The 18249-nt window shown below is 71.8% G+C and carries 17 protein-coding genes; 7 read left to right on the top strand and 10 right to left on the bottom strand.

The window, feature by feature from the left end; genetic code table 11:
• Positions 1-71: 71 nt before the first annotated feature.
• Both fabI and fabG read right to left on the bottom strand, forming a co-directional pair.
• A complete protein-coding gene (fabI, locus tag ACWEV0_RS23775) occupies positions 72-848 on the bottom strand; it encodes an enoyl-ACP reductase FabI (RefSeq protein ID WP_453151429.1) in 777 nt (258 codons plus the stop codon).
• 4 nt (positions 849-852) lie between these two features.
• Positions 853-1569 carry a 3-oxoacyl-[acyl-carrier-protein] reductase gene (gene fabG, locus ACWEV0_RS23770; protein ID WP_403797604.1) on the bottom strand — a complete coding sequence of 239 codons (717 nt, stop codon included), beginning with the start codon at positions 1567-1569 and terminating at the stop codon, positions 853-855.
• 186 nt (positions 1570-1755) lie between these two features.
• Between fabG and ACWEV0_RS23765 the strand changes: the two genes are divergently transcribed.
• From ACWEV0_RS23765 to tyrS, 3 genes are all read left to right on the top strand, one after another.
• On the top strand, positions 1756-3288 hold the full coding sequence (locus ACWEV0_RS23765) for a TldD/PmbA family protein (protein ID WP_453151428.1): 1533 nt from the start codon (positions 1756-1758) through the stop codon (positions 3286-3288).
• Positions 3285-4676, top strand: a complete 1392-nt coding sequence (locus ACWEV0_RS23760) for a metallopeptidase TldD-related protein (RefSeq protein ID WP_453151427.1) — start codon at positions 3285-3287, stop codon at positions 4674-4676. The genes ACWEV0_RS23765 and ACWEV0_RS23760 overlap by 4 nt, the downstream gene beginning before the upstream one ends.
• A gap of 117 nt (positions 4677-4793) precedes the next feature.
• The gene (tyrS, locus tag ACWEV0_RS23755) at positions 4794-6065 is read left to right on the top strand and encodes a tyrosine--tRNA ligase (protein ID WP_453151426.1); all 1272 of its coding nucleotides are present in this window, start codon (positions 4794-4796) and stop codon (positions 6063-6065) included.
• 70 nt (positions 6066-6135) lie between these two features.
• On the opposite strand, the gene ACWEV0_RS23750 is transcribed toward tyrS, so the two are convergent.
• Positions 6136-6411, bottom strand: a complete 276-nt coding sequence (locus ACWEV0_RS23750; protein WP_453151451.1) for a GlsB/YeaQ/YmgE family stress response membrane protein — start codon at positions 6409-6411, stop codon at positions 6136-6138.
• A gap of 217 nt (positions 6412-6628) precedes the next feature.
• Here ACWEV0_RS23750 and ACWEV0_RS23745 point away from each other — a divergent pair, with 217 nt between their 5' ends.
• Together ACWEV0_RS23745 and ACWEV0_RS23740 are read left to right on the top strand one after the other, a co-directional pair.
• Positions 6629-6997 carry a DUF3099 domain-containing protein gene (locus tag ACWEV0_RS23745; RefSeq protein WP_453151425.1) on the top strand — a complete coding sequence of 123 codons (369 nt, stop codon included), beginning with the start codon at positions 6629-6631 and terminating at the stop codon, positions 6995-6997.
• Between the two features lie 194 nt (positions 6998-7191).
• Positions 7192-7410, top strand: a complete 219-nt coding sequence (locus tag ACWEV0_RS23740; RefSeq protein ID WP_451609839.1) for a hypothetical protein — start codon at positions 7192-7194, stop codon at positions 7408-7410.
• Here the strand turns inward: ACWEV0_RS23740 and moaA are convergent.
• From moaA to ACWEV0_RS23725, 3 genes are all read right to left on the bottom strand, one after another.
• On the bottom strand, positions 7393-8382 hold the full coding sequence (gene moaA, locus ACWEV0_RS23735; protein WP_453151423.1) for a GTP 3',8-cyclase MoaA: 990 nt from the start codon (positions 8380-8382) through the stop codon (positions 7393-7395). The two genes, ACWEV0_RS23740 and moaA, sit on opposite strands and share 18 nt — an antisense overlap.
• 194 nt (positions 8383-8576) lie before the next feature.
• Complete coding sequence (locus ACWEV0_RS23730; protein WP_453151422.1) at positions 8577-10214, bottom strand: solute symporter family protein; 1638 nt, start codon at positions 10212-10214, stop codon at positions 8577-8579.
• On the bottom strand, positions 10211-10609 hold the full coding sequence (locus tag ACWEV0_RS23725; protein ID WP_453151421.1) for a DUF485 domain-containing protein: 399 nt from the start codon (positions 10607-10609) through the stop codon (positions 10211-10213). Before ACWEV0_RS23725 ends, ACWEV0_RS23730 begins: the two co-directional genes overlap by 4 nt.
• A 273-nt stretch (positions 10610-10882) precedes the next feature.
• Here ACWEV0_RS23725 and ACWEV0_RS23720 point away from each other — a divergent pair, with 273 nt between their 5' ends.
• Entirely contained in the window at positions 10883-12424 is a 1542-nt protein-coding gene (locus ACWEV0_RS23720) for a S8 family peptidase (protein WP_453151419.1), read from the top strand.
• A 64-nt stretch (positions 12425-12488) separates the two neighbouring features.
• Positions 12489-13805: a CoA transferase gene (locus ACWEV0_RS23715; protein ID WP_453151418.1), complete on the top strand. Its 1317-nt coding sequence runs from the start codon at positions 12489-12491 to the stop codon at positions 13803-13805.
• 13 nt (positions 13806-13818) lie between these two features.
• On the opposite strand, the gene ACWEV0_RS23710 is transcribed toward ACWEV0_RS23715, so the two are convergent.
• From ACWEV0_RS23710 to ACWEV0_RS23695, 4 genes are all read right to left on the bottom strand, one after another.
• Entirely contained in the window at positions 13819-14862 is a 1044-nt protein-coding gene (locus ACWEV0_RS23710) for a zinc-dependent alcohol dehydrogenase family protein (RefSeq protein WP_453151417.1), read from the bottom strand.
• Positions 14863-14964: 102 nt separating this feature from the next.
• Positions 14965-15690: a VIT1/CCC1 transporter family protein gene (locus ACWEV0_RS23705; protein ID WP_453151416.1), complete on the bottom strand. Its 726-nt coding sequence runs from the start codon at positions 15688-15690 to the stop codon at positions 14965-14967.
• 24 nt (positions 15691-15714) lie between these two features.
• Entirely contained in the window at positions 15715-16953 is a 1239-nt protein-coding gene (locus ACWEV0_RS23700; protein WP_453151414.1) for an amidohydrolase family protein, read from the bottom strand.
• On the bottom strand, positions 16950-18242 hold the full coding sequence (locus ACWEV0_RS23695) for an amidohydrolase family protein (protein ID WP_453151413.1): 1293 nt from the start codon (positions 18240-18242) through the stop codon (positions 16950-16952). Before ACWEV0_RS23695 ends, ACWEV0_RS23700 begins: the two co-directional genes overlap by 4 nt.
• Positions 18243-18249: the final 7 nt, after the last annotated feature.

The raw sequence follows: 18249 nt of genomic DNA, 5'->3' as shown, positions 1-18249 counted from the left end.
GACTCGGGAGACGACGAGGGGCCGGGCGCCCGCCTTCCCGGCGGGCACCCGGCCCCTCGTATCGCCTGAGGTCAGGCGCCGATCGCGTGCAGACCGCCGTCGACGTGGACGATCTCGCCCGTCGTCTTCGGGAACCAGTCGGACAGCAGCGCGACGATGCCGCGGCCGGCCGGCTCCGGGTCGGTCAGGTCCCAGGCCAGCGGGGAGCGGGTGTCCCAGACGCTCGCCAGCTCGGAGAAGCCCGGGATGGACTTCGCGGCCATGGAGCCGAGCGGGCCGGCCGAGACCAGGTTGCAGCGGATGTTCTGCTTGCCCAGGTCACGCGCCATGTAGCGGCTGGTGGCCTCCAGAGCGGCCTTGGCCGGGCCCATCCAGTCGTACTGCGGCCACGCGAACTGCGCGTCGAAGGTGAGGCCGACGACGGAGCCGCCCTCGGTCATCAGCGGCAGCAGCGCCATCGTCAGGGACTTCAGGGAGAAGGCCGAGACGTGCATGGCGGTGGCGACCGACTCGAACGGCGTGTTCAGGAAGTTGCCGCCGAGCGCGTCCTGCGGCGCGAAGCCGATGGAGTGGACGACGCCGTCGAGGCGGTCGCCCAGGTGCTCGCGGACCTGGCCCTCCAGGCGGGCGAGGTGCTCGTCGTTGGAGACGTCGAGCTCCAGGACCTTGACCTTGTCCGGGTGGGGCAGCTTCTTGGCGATGCGCTCGGTCAGCGTCGGCCGCGGCCAGGCGGTGAGGATGATCTCCGCGCCCTGCTCCTGGGCCAGCTTCGCGGCGTGGAAGGCGATGGAGGACTCCATCAGCACACCCGTGATCAGGATGCGCTTGCCCTCGAGAATTCCGCTCATGTGATCAGTGACCCATGCCCAATCCGCCGTCAACCGGGATGACGGCTCCAGTGATGTACGACGCGTCGTCCGAGGCGAGGAAGCGCACGGTGGCGGCGATCTCCTCGGGCTGCGCGTAGCGGCCCAGCGGAACCTGGGACACGATGCCGGCGCGCTGCTCGTCCGTGAGGACGGCGGTCATGTCGGTGTCGACGAAACCGGGCGCGACGACGTTGAAGGTGATGTTGCGCGAGCCGAGCTCCCGGGCCAGCGAGCGCGCGAAACCGACCAGTCCGGCCTTCGAGGCGGCGTAGTTCGCCTGACCCGCCGAGCCGAGCAGACCGACGACCGAGGAGATCAGCACGACACGGCCCTTCTTGGCGCGCAGCATGCCGCGGTTGGCGCGCTTCACGACCCGGAAGGTGCCGGTGAGGTTGGTGTCGAGGACGGACGTGAAGTCGTCCTCGGACATGCGCATGAGGAGCTGGTCCTTCGTCACGCCGGCGTTGGCCACGAGGACCTCGACCGGACCGTGCTTCTCCTCGATCTCCTTGTACGCCTGCTCCACCTGCTCGGAGTCGGTGATGTCGCACTTGACGGCCAGGAACCCGGCCTTCTCGAGCTCCGCCGGGTCGCCCGAGCGGTACGTGATCGCGACCTTGTCGCCGGCCTCGGCGAACGCGCGGGCGATGGCGAGGCCGATGCCCCGGTTGCCTCCGGTGACGAGAACCGAGCGGCTCAACGGATCACCCTTTCGATAGCGGTCTGGTATGCCGAAAACCTATCGGTCCCTTCCGCGATACGGAGAATCGGGGCCTGACAGTGGCGTACGGACGGCACTGTCGGATCCCTACAGAAACCTCTGGGCATCCCAGCCGAAAGCGCGACATGATCGGGGGCGACCGGTCTCACACGACAGGAGACAGCTGTGCAATCTGGGACGCACTCCCTCGACGAAGCCTTCACCCAGCTTCCGTTGCGGGCGCTCGCCGACGCCGCCCTCGCGCGGGCGCGGGCGCTCGGCGCCGATCATGCCGACTTCCGCCTGGAGCGGGTGCGCAGTGCCACCTGGCGGCTGCGGGACGCCAAGCCCGCGGGCTCCTCGGACACCACGGACCTGGGCTACGCGGTGCGGGTCGTGCACGGCGGGGCCTGGGGGTTCGCGTCCGGGGTGGACCTGACCATGGACGGGGCCGCGCGGGTGGCCTCGCAGGCGGTGGCCATGGCCAGGCTGTCGGCGAAGGTGATCGCCGCGGCGGGCTCGGACGAGCGCGTGGAGCTGGCCGACGAGCCGGTGCACGCCGACAAGGTGTGGGTGTCCTCGTACGAGATCGATCCGTTCACGGTCTCGGGTGAGGAGAAGAGCGGGCTGCTCGCCGACTGGAGCGCGCGGCTGCTGCGGGCGGACGGCGTGGCGCACGTCGACGCCTCGCTGATGACCGTCTTCGAGAACAAGTTCTACGCGGACACGGCCGGCACCGTCACCACCCAGCAGCGGGTCCGGCTGCACCCGCAGCTCACCGCGGTGGCCGTGGACGAGACGACCGGCGAGTTCGACTCGATGCGGACGCTCGCGCCGCCGGTCGGGCGGGGCTGGGAGTACCTGACCGGGACCGGCTGGGACTGGGACAAGGAGCTCGACGAGATCCCGGCGCTGCTCGCCGAGAAGATGCGGGCGCCGAGTGTCGAGGCCGGCCGCTACGACCTGGTGGTCGACCCGTCCAACCTGTGGCTGACCATCCACGAGTCGATCGGCCACGCCACCGAGCTGGACCGGGCGCTCGGCTACGAGGCGGCGTACGCGGGTACCTCCTTCGCCACCTTCGACCAGCTGGGCAAGCTGGCGTACGGCTCCTCGATCATGAACGTGACGGGTGACCGGACCGCCGAGCACGGCCTCGCGACCATCGGGTACGACGACGAGGGCGTCGAGGGGCAGAGCTGGGACCTGGTGAAGGACGGCACGCTCGTCGGCTACCAGCTGGACCGCCGGATCGCGAAGCTGACCGGCCTCGGCCGCTCCAACGGCTGCGCCTACGCCGACTCCCCCGCCCATGTGCCGGTGCAGCGGATGGCGAACGTGTCGCTGCAGCCGGACCCGGGCGGGCTGTCCACGGAGGACCTGATCGGCGGCGTGGAGCGGGGCATCTACGTGGTCGGCGACCGGTCCTGGTCGATCGACATGCAGCGCTACAACTTCCAGTTCACCGGCCAGCGCTTCTTCCGCATCGAGAACGGCCGGCTCGCCGGCCAGCTGCGGGACGTCGCGTACCAGGCGACGACCACCGACTTCTGGGGCTCCATGGAGCAGGTCGGCGGCCCGCAGACGTACGTCCTCGGCGGCGCGTTCAACTGCGGCAAGGCCCAGCCGGGCCAGGTCGCCGCGGTGTCGCACGGCTGCCCGTCCGCCCTGTTCCGGGGTGTCAACATCCTTAACACCACGCAGGAGGCCGGTCGATGAGCCGCGTCAGCAAGCCGTACGAGATCGTCGAGCGAGCCCTGGAGCTGTCCCGCGCCGACGGGTGCGTCGTCATCGCCGACGAGCAGTCCTCCGCCAATCTGCGCTGGGCCGGCAACGCGCTGACCACCAACGGCGTCACCCGGGGCCGTACCCTCACCGTCATCGCCACCGTCGACGGCGCCCAGGGCACCGCCTCCGGGGTCGTGTCGCGCTCGGCGGTCACCGCCGAGGACCTGGAGCCGCTGGTGCGGGCCGCCGAGGAGGCGGCGCGGACGGCGGGTCCGGCCGAGGACGCCCAGCCGCTGGTCGAGGGGGTGGCCGCGTCGCCCGACTTCACCGACGCCCCGGCCGAGACCTCCTCCGCCGTCTTCGACGCCTTCGCTCCGGCGCTCGGCGAGGCCTTCGCCCGGGCCCGGGCGGGCGGCCGCGAGCTGTACGGCTTCGCCAACCACGAGCTGACCTCCAGCTACCTCGGCACGTCGACCGGGCTGCGGCTGCGGCACGACCAGCCGAACGGCACCCTGGAGCTCAACGCCAAGTCGCCGGACCGCACCCGCTCGGCGTGGGCCGGGCGCTCCACGCGGGACTTCAAGGACGTCGACCCGGCGGCGCTCGACGCCGAGCTCGCCACCCGGCTCGGCTGGGCGGAGCGGAGGATCGAGCTGCCGGCCGGGCGGTACGAGACGCTGCTGCCGCCGACCGCCGTGGCCGACCTGATGATCTACCAGCTGTGGTCCTCGGCGGCCCGGGACGCGGCGGAGGGCCGCACGGTCTTCTCCAAGCCGGGCGGCGGCACCCGCGTCGGCGAGACGCTCTCGCCGCTGCCGCTGACCCTGCGCAGCGACCCGAACGAGCCGGGCCTGGAGTCCGCGCCCTTCGTGCTCGCGCACGCCTCCGGCGACGACTCCTCCGTCTTCGACAACGGCCTGCCGATCGCGCCGGTGGACTGGGTGCGGGACGGCAAGCTCGCCCACCTGATCACCACCCGGCACACCGCGGGACTCACTCACCTGCCCGTGGCGCCGGGGGCCGGGAACCTGGTCCTGGACGGCGGTGGCGAGAAGTCCCTGGAGGAGATGGTGGCCGCCACCGAGCGCGGTCTGCTGCTGACCTGCCTCTGGTACATCCGCGAGGTCGACCCGGCGACGCTGCTGCTCACCGGCCTCACCCGGGACGGCGTCTACCTGGTGGAGAACGGCGAGGTGGTCGGCGAGGTGAACAACTTCCGGTTCAACGAGTCGCCGGTCGACCTGCTGTCGCGGGCCACCGAGGCGGGCCGGACGGAGAAGACGCTGCCGCGCGAGTGGAGCGACTGGTTCACCCGGGCCGCGATGCCCGCCCTGCGGGTGCCGGACTTCAACATGAGCTCGGTCAGCAAGGGCGTCTGAGCCGTTCCGAGCCGTGAGACCGGGCCGGTAACGGCCCGGACCCGACCCGGACACCACCTAGACTGGCCGGGTTACATCCGTGACCATCACGATGACCACCCCGAGGAGACGGACGACGTGACCGACATCGTCGACGAGCTGAAGTGGCGCGGGCTCTTCGCCCAGTCCACCGACGAAGACGCCCTGCGCAAGGCGCTCGCGGACGGTCCCGTCACGTTCTATTGCGGTTTCGACCCGACCGCGGCCAGTCTCCACGTCGGCCACCTGGTCCAGGTGCTCACCGTCCGCCGGCTCCAGCAGGCCGGGCACCGGCCGCTGGCGCTGGTCGGCGGGGCCACCGGCCAGATCGGCGACCCGCGGCCGACGGCCGAGCGCACCCTGAACGACCCCGAGACGGTCGCGAACTGGGTGAACCGGCTGCGTTCGCAGATCGAGCCGTTCCTGTCCTTCGAGGGCGAGAACGCCGCGGTCATGGTGAACAACCTGGACTGGACCGCCGGCCTGTCGGCGATCGAGTTCCTGCGGGACATCGGCAAGCACTTCCGGGTCAACAAGATGCTGACCAAGGACTCCGTCGCCCGGCGCCTGGAGTCCGAGCAGGGCATCAGCTACACCGAGTTCAGCTACCAGCTGCTCCAGGGCATGGACTTCCTGGAGCTGTACCGGCGCTACGGCTGCACGCTGCAGCAGGGCGGCTCCGACCAGTGGGGCAACCTGGTGGCCGGCCTCGACCTGATCCACAAGCTGGAGCCGGGCGCCGAGGTCCACGCGCTCGCGACCCCGCTGATGGTGAAGGCCGACGGCACCAAGTTCGGCAAGACCGAGAGCGGCGCCGTCTGGCTGGACCCGGAGATGACCACGCCGTACGCGTTCTACCAGTTCTGGCTGAACGTGGACGACCGCGACATCTCCACGTACATGCGGATCCTCTCTTTCAAGTCCCGCGAGGAGCTGGAGGAGCTGGAGGCGCTCACCGCCGAGCGGCCGCAGGCCCGCGCGGCCCAGCGCGCGCTCGCCGAGGAGCTCACCACCCTGGTGCACGGCGCCGACCAGTGCCAGGCCGTGATCGACGCCTCCAAGGCGCTGTTCGGTCAGGGCGAGCTGACCGAGCTCGACGGGGCGACGCTGGCCGCGGCGCTCTCCGAGCTGCCGCACGCGCGGGTCTCGGAGCTCGGCCTGGTCGTGGACCTGTTCGCCGAGGTCGGTCTGGTGCCGAGCAAGTCGGCGGCCCGCCGCACGGTGAAGGAGGGCGGCGCCTACGTCAACAACGCGAAGGTGACGGCCGAGGACGCCGAGGTGTCGGCGGACGATCTCCTTGACGGGCGCTGGCTGGTGCTGCGCCGGGGCAAGAAGAACCTGGCGGCGATCGAGTACGTACCGCAGGGCTGAGCCCGTACCGTACGGGTGCACGAGGAGGCCCGGGACCGATGTCCCGGGCCTCCTCCCGTTCCTGCCGGCGTCAGGCGCGCTGTCTGTTGCCCTTGACCGAGACCCACAGCATGTCCCCGAGACCGACCACGGCGACCGCGCCGATGAGCTGCAGCAGATGGCGGGTCCAGTCGATGCCCTTGGTGTCGTTGACCCCGATCCAGGTCGCGACGGCGTTGCCGAGCACGCTGCCCAGCATGCCGAAGATGATCGTCAGCCAGATCGGGATCTGCTGTTTGCCCGGCAGGATCGCCTTCGCGATCAGGCCCAGGACCAGGCCCACAATGATCGCCCACAACCAGCCCATCATCGCCTCCTCGCGCGCCCTCGCGTGCGCATGTGTGCCCAGTCTCGGCCGGTCGGCCGGACGGCGCATGCCGGACGACGCCATACGTGCCACCACGCGTGCCGCCCTGTGTTCCGCCGCGCGTGCCCCGGTCTCGTCCGGCCGACGTGGCGGGCGTACCGTGGAAGCAGGTCCGGACCGGGGAGGGTCCGGCACGGCACTCGGGCGGTGGAATGTGATGCGGAAGCATGGCGGGACCGAGGTCTTCCGGATCACCGGCGCCCGGCAGGGCCTCGCCGAGGACGTCCGCGGCCGGCAGCGCCGCTACGTCGTGTCGATGTCGATCCGGACGGTGTCCGTGATCCTCGCCGCCGCGCTGTGGAACGTGGAACGGCCGGTGGCCATCGTGGCCCTGGTGCTCGGCGCGGTGCTCCCCTACATTGCCGTGGTGATCGCCAACGCGGGCCGGGAGAACACGCCGTCGCTCCCCTCTACCTTCGTCGCCGGGCCGGTGCGCGAGGCGCTGGAACCGGGCGAGTCCTTCGTACGGGCGCGGGCGGAAGCCGGAGCGGAACGGCGGGACGGCCAGAGCCCTCACGCTCAGTGACACCCGATGAGCGCACAGCTCAAGAAAAGCTCAGATCAATCATGAAGTTCCGGTGCACCGCACCCCATGCGCCGTGACATACTGCCTACGCGCTCCGCATCCCCCGTCGGAGCGACGGACCGATGCCGGGCAGCTCCCCCCGTGGCTGCTCGGCATCGCCCTTGCTGGACAATGATCAGGTGATCCTGGGTCCAGTGAGTGAAGACAAGCCGATCTGTTCCGCGAAGGGATGCCGGGCCGACGCCGTCTGGGTTCTCGCCTGGAACAACCCCAAGCTGCACACGCCGGAGCGGCGCAAGACGTGGCTCGCGTGCGAGGAGCACCGCGAGCACCTCTCCCAGTTCCTCGGGGTACGGGGCTTCCTGAAGGACGTCGTCCCGCTCGCCGAGTGGGACTCAGCCGCCGATCGCTGACATCGGACGCTCGGGCTGCGCGAAGCCCGGGTCGTCCAGGCCGGAACCGGCCTTCTTGCCCCACATCGCCTTGCGCCAGATCTCCGCGATGACCGCGTCCGGCGCGTCCGAGCGCAGCGCGGCGCGCAGGTCCGTCTCCTCCGTGGCGAACAGACAGGTCCGCACCTGGCCGTCGGCGGTGAGCCGGGTGCGGTCGCAGGCCCGGCAGAAGGGGCGGGTGACGGAGGCGATGACGCCGACGGTGTGCGGGCCGCCGTCGACGACCCAGCGCTCGGCGGGGGCGGAGCCGCGCTCGTCGGCGCCCTCGGGGGTGAGCGTGAAGCGGGTGCGCAGCGACTCCAGGATGTCCCCGGCGGTGATCATGCCGTCGCGCTTCCAGCCGTGCTGGGCGTCCAGCGGCATCTGCTCGATGAACCGGAGCTCGTACTCGTGCTCCACGGCCCAGGCGAGCAGCTCGGGGGCCTCGTCCTCGTTGAGCCCGGGCATCAGCACGGCGTTGACCTTGACCGGGGTGAGGCCCGCCTCGCGGGCCGCGGCCATGCCGTCGAGGACGTCGTGGTGGCGGTCGCGGCGGGTGAGGGTCTTGAAGACCTCGGGCCGCAGGGTGTCGAGCGAGACGTTGACCCGGTCGAGGCCGGCGGCCTTGAGGGCGGTCGCGGTGCGCTTCAGCCCGATGCCGTTGGTGGTCAGGGACAGCTTGGGGCGGGGCTCCAGGGCGGCGCAGCGCTCGACGATGCCGACGAGGCCGGGGCGGAGCAGCGGCTCGCCGCCGGTGAAGCGGACCTCGGTGACGCCGAGGTCGGTGACGGCGATGCGGACGAGCCGGACGATCTCGTCGTCGGTGAGCAGATCGGGCTTGGCCAGCCACTGCAGGCCCTCTTCCGGCATGCAGTAGGTGCAGCGCAGGTTGCACCGGTCGGTCAGGGAGACGCGCAGGTCGGTGGCGACGCGTCCGAACGTGTCGATGAGCACTGGGCCCCTCCCCTTCTTCCGGTCCGCCGGTCTCCGGCCCGGACTCTTCCGGTCCGGGTTCTTCCGGTTCGCTTGATCCCGAGCCTACGTGACCGCTCGGACATCGGGCAGGGGCTGTTTGCCATAAGGACAGGGCCGGCCGCGTCGTAGGACCCTACGACGCGGCCGGTGGTGCGCAGCGGAGCGTGTACGGCTCAGTGCGCTCCGGTGCCCGTGAGGGACTTGACCTCGAGTTCCGCGTACTTGCCGCGGTCCGGTTCCTCCTTGGAGAGCACGGTGCCGAGCCAGCCGAGCAGGAAGCCGAGCGGGATGGAGATCAGGCCGGGGTTCTCCAGCGGGAACCAGTGGAAGTCGACGCCCTTGAACATCGACGTCTTCGGGTTGCCGGAGACGACCGGCGAGAACAGCACGAGGATCACGGAGCTCGCCAGGCCGCCGTAGATCGACCACAGGGCGCCGGTGGTCGTGAAGCGCTTCCAGAAGAGGCTGTAGAGGATCGTCGGGAGGTTGGCGGAGGCGGCGACCGCGAAGGCGAGCGCGACGAGTCCGGCCACGTTCATGTCGCGGGCGAAGGCTCCGAGGACGATCGCGACGGCGCCGATGAGCACGGTGGCCCAGCGGGCGGCCCGCATCTCCTCCTGCTCCGTCGCCTTCCCCTTGCGGATGACGTTGGCGTAGATGTCGTGCGCGAAGGAGGACGACGAGGCGAGGGTCAGGCCCGCGACGACGGCGAGGATGGTGGCGAAGGCGACCGCCGAGATGACGGCGAGCAGGACCGCGCCGCCGGTGGTGCCGACTCCGCCGCCGAGGTACTCGGCGAGCTGCGGGGCGGCGGTGTTGCCCGCCGGGTTCTGGGCCTTGATCGCGGCCGGGCCGACCAGGGCGGCGGCGCCGAAGCCGAGCGCGATCGTCATCAGGTAGAAGGCGCCGATGATGCCGATCGCCCAGTTCACCGACTTCCGGGCGGCCTTGGCGGTCGGCACCGTGTAGAAGCGGATCAGGATGTGCGGCAGGCCCGCCGTGCCGAGCACCAGCGCGATGCCGAGCGAGATGAAGTCCAGCTTGGAGGTGCCGCTGGCACCGTACTTGAGGCCGGGCTCCAGGAACGCCGAGCCCTTGCCGCTCTGCTCCGCCGCGGTGCCGAGCAGGTCGGAGACGTCGAAGTGGAACTTGAGCAGCACCAGGAAGGTCATGAGCAGCGCGCCCGCGATGAGGAGCACCGCCTTGACCATCTGGACCCAGGTGGTGCCCTTCATGCCGCCGATGGTCACGTACACGATCATGAGCACGCCGACCAGGGCCACGATGAGGATCTTGCCGGCGTCGCTGGTGATGCCGAGGAGCAGCGAGACCAGGACGCCGGCGCCGGCCATCTGGGCGAGCAGGTAGAAGATCGACACGACGATGGTGGAGGTGCCGGCGGCGGTGCGGACGGGGCGCTGCCGCATCCGGTACGCGAGGACGTCTCCCATCGTGTAGCGGCCGGAGTTGCGCAGCGGCTCGGCGACGAGCAGCAGTGCGACCAGCCAGGCGACGAGGAAGCCGATCGAGTACAGGAAGCCGTCGTAGCCGAAGAGGGCGATGGCGCCCGCGATGCCGAGGAAGGAGGCGGCGGACATGTAGTCGCCGGAGACGGCGAGGCCGTTCTGGAAGGCGGTGAACTGCCGTCCGCCCGCGTAGAAGTCGGAGGCGCTCCTGGTCTGCCGGCCGGCCCACACGGTGATGCCGAGGGTCGCGGCGACGAACACCGCGAACAGGGTGATGATCAGGGGCCGGTGCTCGGTGGAGGCGGCGGCGAGCACGGCGTGCGAAGCGGGTGCCGGGTGGCTCATGCGTCGGCCTCCGTACGGGATTCCAGGCCCGATTCCAGGCGGGACTTGATGGCCTCGGCCTTCGGGTCGAGCTTGGCGGCGGCGTGCCGCGAGTAGAGCCAGGCGATGAGGAACGTGGTGGCGAACTGGCCGAGGCCGAGGACCAGGGCCACGTTGACGTTGCCGAAGAGCTTGGTGCCCATGAAGCCGCCCGCGTAGTTGGAGAGCAGCACGTAGAGCAGGTACCAGGCGATGAAGGCGATCGTCAGGGGGAAGGCGAAGGATCGGTAGGTGCGGCGGAGTTCGCCGAACTCCTGGCTCTCCTGGACCTCGACGAACTGTTCCGTGGTGGGCTGGGCGGGACCGCTGTCGGTCCCGGTTCCGTTACTCGGCGGCGGCGGTGCTTCGGTAGCCACGGACTCTCCTCGTGACGCGGGGGCGGACGGCTGGGTCAAGGGGGCCTCACCAGGGGTGCGGAGACGGGGGTTCCGGTCGGGACCCCTCCCCTGCACAACGGCACGGGGCGCGGTGCGAAGTGGTTCAGGCGAGTGGATTTCTTTCGTCGGATCTTCATGAAGTCTTCTCAACTCATTGATGGCCGGGGAAGATCGGCGATAGCTTCACTCGTCATGCACCTGCCCGCGCGCAATCGGCGTCCGGGCAGTACATACGGATGATGTGGAGAACCCATGGCTCATCTGGGATCGCGGCGCGGCCGAGTACTCGCTCTGCCGGTCGGTCTCGCGCTCACGGCCTCGCTCGGCTTCCTGCCCTCCGGAGCCGCCTCCGCCGCGGAGCTGAGCGACGTGCCGACGGCCGCCGTGGCCACGGACGGCCCGATGCTGTCGTACGTCGTGAACGTCGACAACGCCCACTGGTCGGCCGATTCGGTGCGCAAGGCCATCGCCGCCGCCGGCGGTGAGGTGGTCGTGTCCTACGACCAGATAGGCGTCATAGTCGTCCACTCGCAGAACCCCGAGTTCGCGAAGACCATCCGCCAGGTGCGTGGCGTGGTGTCGGCGGGCGCGACCCGTACGGCCCCGCTGAAGGCCGCGGCCGACGACTCCCTCGACGAGGCCGACCAGGCGCTGACCCCGGCCGAGATGAAGGCCGCCGAGGCCGCCGCCACGGACGGCCAGGACCCGTTCGAGCCGCTGCAGTGGGACATGCCGGCCATGAAGGCGGACAAGGCCCACCAGATCTCCCTCGGCAGCCGGGACGTGACGGTCGGCATCATCGACACCGGCGTGGACGACACCCACCCGGACCTGGCGCCGAACTTCGACGCCGCCGCCTCCGCCAACTGCGTGAGCGGCAAGGCCGACACGACGCCCGGCTCGTGGCGCCCCCGGAAGGGCGAGAGCGACCACGGCACGCACGTGGCGGGCACCATCGGCGCCGCCAAGAACGGCATCGGCATCACCGGTGTCGCGCCGGGCGTGAAGCTCGCCGGCATCAAGGTGTCGACGCCGGACGGCTTCTTCTACACCGAGGCCGTGGTCTGCGGCTTCGTGTGGGCGGCCGAGCACGGCATCGACGTCACCAACAACAGCTACTACACCGACCCGTGGATGTTCGCCTGCAAGAACGACGAGGACCAGAAGGCCCTCATCGAGGCGGTCACCCGCGCGACCCGTTACGCGGAGCGCAGGGGCACGGTCAGCGTGGCGGCGGCCGGCAACTCGAAGTTCGACCTGGCGGCCGACGCGATCACCGACACCACCAGCCCGAACGACACCACCGCGGCCACCCGGACCGTCGACCCGAAGGAGTGCTTCGACTACCCGTCGATGCTGCCGGGTGTGGTGACGGTCTCCGCGACCGGCGCCAAGGGCCTGAAGGCGTCCTACTCCAACTACGGTTACGACGTCATCGACGTGGCGGCGCCGGGCGGCGACAAGACCGAGTGGCAGACGCCGGACGCCCCGGCGGTCAACGGCCGCATCCTGTCGACCACGGTCGACGGCGGCTACAACTACAAGGCCGGCACCTCGATGGCCTCGCCGCACGTGGCGGGCGTCCTCGCGCTGCTGAAGTCGACGCACCCGAACGCCAGCCCGGCGGCCCTGAAGGCGCTGCTGTACGCGCAGGCGGACGAGCACGCGTGCACCGACCCGTACGACATCGACGGCAACGGCACCGTCGACGCGGTGTGCAAGGTGGGCGCCGACAAGAAGAACGGCTTCTACGGCGCCGGCATCGCGGACGCGCTCGCCGCGGTCCGCAAGTGACGTCCTAGCCCTTCCGTGAACCGCCCGTGGCACTGAGTGCCACGGGCGGTTCTAGTGTGTGTCCATGAACAACACAGTGCACACGGGTACGGAGTTGTTGTGGTCGGCCCTGGGCGGCGATCCCGCCCTGCTCGACCGGGTGGCGTACGGCGGTCCCGCGGGGCTGCTCGGGGCCCGGCTGCCGGTGATGGACCTGGCCCGGGCGACGGTCGCGGTGGCGGGGCTCGCGGCGGTGGAGCACGCGGGGGCCGTGGGGCGGGTGCGGGTCGACGACGGGGCGGTGGCCACGGCCTTCGTCAGCGAGCGGCATCTGCGGGTGGACGGGCGGGCGCCGGTGAACTTCGCGCCGCTGTCCCGGTTCTGGCGGGCGGCCGACGGCTGGGTGCGCACGCATGCCAACTACCCGCATCACAAGGCGGCGTTGCTGACGGCATTGGATCCAGGATCCGACTCGGTGGAGGATGTGGCCGCCGCGATCGGCGCCCGGAAGGCCGTCGAGGTCGAGAGCGCGGTGTACGCGGCCGGGGGCCTCGCGGTCGCCCTGCGCACACCGGAGGAGTGGGCCGCGCACGAGCAGGGCCGGGAGGTGGCCGCGCGCCCGCTGCTCACCCGGTCACGCCTTGACGAGGCGGCGCCGCGGCGGCGTTCGGGAGGGTCCGACGGGCGCCCGCTGCGGGTGCTCGACCTGACCCGGGTGATCGCGGGCCCGGTCGCGACCCGGACGCTCGCGCTGCTCGGCGCCGACGTGCTGCGGATCGACCCGCCGGGCAACCCCGAACTGCCGGACCAGCACGCCGACACGGGCGTCGGCAAGCGGACCGCGGCCCTGGACCTGGACCGGCCGTCCGACCGGCGCACCTTCGACGAACTCCTCGACGCCGCGGACGTGCTGGTGACCGGCTACCGCCCCGGCGCCCTCGACCGCTTCGACCTGCACCGGCCGGGCCTGGTGGTGGCCCGGCTCTCCGCCTGGGGCGACTACGGGCCCTGGGGCGGACGGCGCGGCTTCGACAGCCTGGTGCAGGTGGCGACGGGCATCGCCGCCGTGGAGGGCTCGCCTGACCAGCCGGGCACGCTGCCGGCGCAGGCCCTGGACCACGGGACCGGCTATCTGCTGGCCGCCGCCGTGCTGCGCTCGCTGACGGAGCAGCGCGAGCAGGGCGGCACCCGGCTCGTACGGCTCGCGCTCGCGCAGACCGGCCACTGGCTGACGCACGCCCTGCCCCGCTACGAGCCCGAGGATCACCTCACGGAGGCGGACGGCCCGCTCGGGCGGCTGCGGCACGCGCTGTCGCCCGTCTCGTACGAGGGCGGCCCGGCGGGCTGGTCGCGCCCGCCTGGCGTCGCGGGGGCCGACGACCCCGTGTGGCTGCCGGCCTGAGACACGGCCTGGGCTACGGCTTGACGAGGACCTTCAGGGCGGTGCGCTCGTCCATCGCCTTGTAGCCCGCGGGGACGCCGTCGAGGTCGACGGTCAGGTCGAAGACCGGGGACGGGTCGACGGTGCCGTCGAGGACGTCCGGGAGCAGCTCGGGGATGTAGGCGCGGACCGGGGCGACGCCGCCGCGCAGGGCGATGTTCCGGTCGAACATGACGGAGAGGTCGAGGCCGGTGCCGGAGCCGTGCGGGACGCCGACGTAGCCGACGGCGCCGCCGTCGCGGGTGATGTTCACGGCGGTGCGCATGGACTGCTCGGTGCCGACGGCCTCGATGACGGCGTGGGCGCCCTGGCCGCCGGTGAGCTCGCGCACGGCGGCCTCGGCGGCCTCGCCGCGCTCGGCGACGACGTCGGTGGCGCCGAAGGCGCGGGCGATGTCGGTGCGGGCGGTGTGCCGGCCGAGCGCGATGATCCGCTCGGCGCCGAGCCGCTTGGCGGCGAGCACGCCGCACAGGCCGACCGCGCCGTCGCCGACGACGGCGACGGTGGCGCCCTTGCGCACGCCGGCGCCGAGGGCCGCGTGGTGGCCGGTGCCCAGCACGTCGGAGAGCGCGAGGAGCGCGGTGAGCAGGTGGTCGTCGGAGGCGGCGTCGGCGGGCAGCTTGACGAGGGTGCCGTCGGCGTGCGGGACGCGGACGGCCTCGCCCTGGCCGCCGTCGGAGCCGACCGAGCCCCAGAAGCCGCCGTTGGGGCAGGAGGTCTGGAGGCCCTCGGCGCAGTAGTCGCAGCTGCCGTCGGACCAGACGAACGGGGCGACGACGAGGTCGCCCTTGGCGAAGCCCCTGACGTCGGCGCCCGCCTCCTCGACGATCCCGAGGAACTCGTGGCCGATCCGCTGGCCGGGCTGCCGGGCGGACTCGCCGCGGTAGGCCCACAGGTCGCTGCCGCAGATGCAGGCGCGGACCACGCGGACGACGACGTCGGTCGGGTACTGGATCGCGGGGTCGGGCACCTCCTCCACGCGCATGTCGAAGGGGGCGTGGATGGTGGTGGCGCGCATGACGGACGTTCCTTGCCTCAGGTGCTGCTGGTGGTGCTTTCCAGTGTTGTACGACGTTCACCGTACATCGCGCGCGGGGTTCCGTCCGTGAGGAGGCACGCGCTAGACGCCCGCCGCGCCGAGCAGTGACCCCGCCGCGTAGGTCACCGCCATCGCCAGCGCGCCGCCGCAGACGTTGCGCACGACGGCCCGGCCGGTCGGGGCGGCGCCGAGGCGGGCGGACCACCAGCCGGTGAGGGCGAGGGCGGCGAGGACGGAGACGACCGTGACCCAGAGGCGATGGGCGGGCGGCGGCAGAACGATCGCGAGGAGCGGGAGCAGGGCGCCGGCGGTGAAGGCGAGGAAGCTGGCGCCGGCGGCGTGCCAGGGGTTGGTGAGGTCGTCGGGATCGATGCCGAGCTCCACGCGGGCGTGCGCGCGCAGGGCGTCGCGTTCGGTGAGCTGGACGGCGGCCTCGCGGGCCACGTCGGCGGTCAGGCCGCGGCGGGTGAGCAGGTCGGTGAGTTCGGCGAGTTCGGCCTCGGGCTGTTCGCGCAGTTCGCGGCGCTCCTTGGCGAGGGCGGCCTTCTCGGAGTCGCGCTGGGTGGAGACGGAGACGTACTCCCCCGCCGCCATCGACATGGAGCCGGCGAGCAGGCCCGCGAGGCCCGCGGTGAGCAGGGCGTCGCGGGACCCGGTGGCGCCGGCGACGCCGACGACGAGGCCCGCGGTGGAGACGACTCCGTCGTTGGCTCCGAGCACGGCGGCCCGGAGCCAGTTGAGCCGGGAGCCGAGGCCGCCGCCGTGGGCCTCGTCGTGTACGGGGACGGGTGCGGGGGCTTCGGTCACCCCTGGAGGGTCGCACCCGGCGGGTCACCAGACGCGGACCGACCCGCCCTTCGCGAAGGCCGGGCTGGTGGCGTCCGGCGGGACCTCGGTGAGCGGTGCGGCGATCTCCTCGACGGTCGGGCCGTGGACGGCGGCGAGGGTGTCGAGGTACGTGAGGTCGAAGCCGTAGACGCGGGCCGCGTTGCCGCCCACCATCGCGGCGACCTCCTCCCGGGGCAGGCCGGCGTAGGCGATCCGCAGGCCCTCGCGGGAGTAGGGGGTGGTGCCCTCGTCGTGCGGGTAGTCGGTGCCCCACATGATCTTGTCGAGGCCGATCTGCTCGCGCAGCGGCACCTCGTGCGGGCGCATGAAGCTCGCGCCGACGAAGCAGTTGTCGCGCCACACCTCGCTCGGGCCCTTGCCCATGGACGCGGCGAGCCCGGCGCCGAACTTGGACTCCGCGGTCGAGGCCGTGGCCCCGGCCGCGACGAGCCGGTCGTGGTAGTAGTCCAGCATCCGCAGGACGCCGGGGATCCAGCCCGAGCCCTGCTCGGTGAGCACCAGCCGGAGCCCGGGGTGGCGCCGGAACGCGCCGCCGAAGATCAGGTGCCACAGCGCCCGGTGCGAGAACCAGGTGGTCTCCACCATGAACACCGCCCGGGCGGCGGGTTCGTCGCCGAGCGGCGGCGACGCGGAGCCGCCGTGGTGGTTGACCGGGACGCCGAGCTCGGCGCAGACCGCCCAGATCGGGTCGTACGCCTCGGAGTACAGCTCCGGGACCGTCGAGCCGGGCGGGACGCCGGGCAGCAGGATGCCGCCGGTGAGCCCGGCCTCGCGGGTGCGGCGGATCTCGGCGACGGCCGCGTCCACGTCGTTGAGCAGGATCTGCGCCACGCCCGCCCGGCGCCCCGGCGCGTCCGCGCAGAAGTCGGCGAGCCAGCGGTTGTGCGCCTGGAGGCCGGCCCAGCGCCGCTCGTACTCGGCCCGGGTGGGCGGCTGGGCCATCAGCGAGGCCTTGGGGAAGAACGGCGGGATGGTGTTGGGAAAGACGACCTCGGCGACGACGCCGTCCGCCTCCAGCTCGGTCAGCCGGCGCTTCGAGTTCCAGTTGCGGTCGGCGGTGTCGGCGAGCAGGTCCTCGTACGGGTTGACGTAGGTCGCCGCCCAGGCGTCGAAGTCGTCGTGGTGCCTCCTCTCCAGGTACGGCTTGTAGTCGAGGAGGTCGGCGCCGGCGTGGCAGTCGGCGGAGATGACGGTGTAGCGGTCCGCGGCGCCGGGGGTCACGGCGTCACCCCCAGGACCGGGAAGTCGTGGTCGGTGAGCCAGTGCCGGCCGACCTCGCGGGAGCGGGCCCAGGAGGCTTCGACGGCGGCCTGGTCGGCGCTCTGGCCGAGGTCGGCGGGGGTCGGGCCGATCCGCTTGGCTATCGGATCCAGTGTTGGGACGTCGAATCCGAAGACCTCGGCGGCGGCGAGCCCCAGCATCCGCCGGGTCTCCGCGACCGGGATGTCGTGGAAGGTGTTCCGCAGCCACGCCCGGGTGTTCGGCCAGGTGCCCTCCGGGTGCGGGAAGTCCGAGCCCCACAGGATGTTGTCGACGCCGATCTCGTAGCGCTGCGCCAGCTCCCGCCGCTTGGTGTTGGTCGCGCAGATGAACACCTGCCGGTCCAGGTACTCGCTCGGCGGCCGCTTCAGCTCCGCGAACGGGGACAGCTTCTTGCCGCCGTGCGCGCCCAGATACAGCCGGTCCATGAACCACAGCAGGTTCGGCAGCCACCAGCAGCCGGACTCGGCGATCCCGAAGCGCAGCCCCGGGTGCCGCTCGAACACCCCGGACCAGAGCAGGAACCACAGCGGCCGGGCCGGCCACCACGTCACCTCCGAGACGTAGATCCCGAGATGGTCGCCGTACTCCTGGCGCGGTGCCGCGCCCGAATGGGTGACCACGGGCATCCCGGTCTCGGCTGCGGCCGCCCACACCGGGTCGTAACGCCGGTCGTGGTAGGGCGGCTTGTCCACCCACATGGAAGGGATCATCAGCGCGCCGAGCCCGGACTCCCTGGCCCGGTGGATCTCGGCGACCACCGCGGCCGGCTCGGCGGTGACGGGCAGCAGCGCCACCCCGCAGTGCCGGGCCGGGTTCTGCGAGACGAAGTCGGCGAGCCAGCGGTTGTGCGCCTGCGCGCCCGCCATGCCGAGCTCCGGGTCCTGGTCGCCGGAGAGCCCCAGACCGACGCCGAAGGGCGCTGCGGTCTGGCTGTCGACGGCGTCCGCGTCGGGGAAGACGACCTCGGCGGCCACCCCGTCGCCGTCGAGCTCCTTCATCCGCTGCGCCGCGTCCCAGCCGCCGCGCAGCCCCTCCTCGTGGTCGGTGAACCACTTGTTCGCGAAGTCCTCGTTGCGCACCCCGAGCCGGGTCATGGCCTCGCGGCGGGCGTCCCGCCCGGCGAGGAAGTCGTCGAAGGCGCGGTGGAAGCGGGAGTCGAGATAGGGCCGGTACTGCTCGGTCGGCAGCCCGGCGTGACAGTCGGACGAGATGATCAGATACGGGTCCTCATGGCGCTCGTTGCTCATGGCGAAG

The sequence above is a fragment of the Streptomyces sp. NPDC003943 genome (genome assembly GCF_053605265.1).
The sequence above is the reverse complement of the archived record's forward strand: the minus strand, read 5'-3'. Positions and strand labels throughout refer to the sequence as shown.